This is a genomic window from uncultured Candidatus Kuenenia sp., from assembly GCF_900696675.1.
GTDB lineage: Bacteria > Planctomycetota > Brocadiia > Brocadiales > Brocadiaceae > Kuenenia > Kuenenia stuttgartiensis_A.
On sequence record NZ_CAADGZ010000306.1, the window covers coordinates 1 to 1,058 of the forward strand.

Here is a 1,058-nt window from a genome sequence, read left to right on the forward strand (position 1 = left end):
ATAAAAGACTAAAAGAAATCACACAAGAACATGTAAAGAGTTTGGATGAGGACAATTTGGACAGAATTGCCCGTGAGACATGCTTTGTACAACGTTCCACCAACAAGGTATCCGGCAGAGATTTTGTAGAACTGTTGTCTGCCGGGCATTTTGATAGCGGAATAATTTCTTTGGAAGGATTAAGTGATGTTCTTCGCGAGAAGTCTCCCGAGTCAGATATAACCCCACAGGCATTGAGTAAAAAGATAAATAGCGATAAAGCAGTATCGTTTTTAGAACGTACGTTTGAAGCAATATACAAAGAACAGGTATGTCCTAAATTAGAGAAAATACCTTTTGTAGCATTAGAGCAATTTTCGAATGTGTATCTCCAGGATAGTACCCAAATAGCGCTCAATGAGCATTTGGCGGAAGAATTCAAAGGTACGGGAGGCAGTGCGAGCAAATCATCCGTAAAGATAGATTTATTATATGAGGCGGTACATCATATATTGAAAGAAGTTTCTATTACGAAAGGCACCTATCCTGATCAGAAAAACGGAGCAAAGGTATTGAAACATATAGGGGAAAGGGATTTGCTGTTGAGGGATTTGGGATATTGAAGGAAAAGGGGCATATTATTTAAGCCGCTTCTTCAAGAGTACCAAAGTCTATTTAAGCGCAGATCCCGGTGCAGAAGCCATAGACCTTGTGTCATATGTAAAGAAACACATAGGCAATAAAGGTCTCGCAGACATGGAGGTTTATCTTGGAGAAGAGAGGATATGCAGCCGTCTGATAGCGTACCGTGCGCCCGGGCATGTAATAAATGAGCGCAGACGCAAAGCCAAAAGAGCGGTACAAAAGAGTGGAAAGACCTTGTCCCGTGAATATTTAGAGTGGTTAGACTATAGCTTCTATATCACCAATGTAGGGGCGGAAATCTGGTCGCCGGAAGTAGTAGGCACAATATACCGGATAAGGTGGCAGATAGAGTTGGTATTTAAGCAATGGAAACAATTATTCCGGATGGATGTAATGAGGGGTACCCGTGAAGAAAGGATTCGTTGTTTGTTATA

The 1,058-nt window shown here is 41.4% G+C and carries 1 pseudogene; it reads left to right on the forward strand.

The annotated features are described in order from the left end of the window. Positions 1-1,058: pseudogene (locus QZT26_RS17825) on the forward strand (IS4 family transposase); the annotation flags it as partial.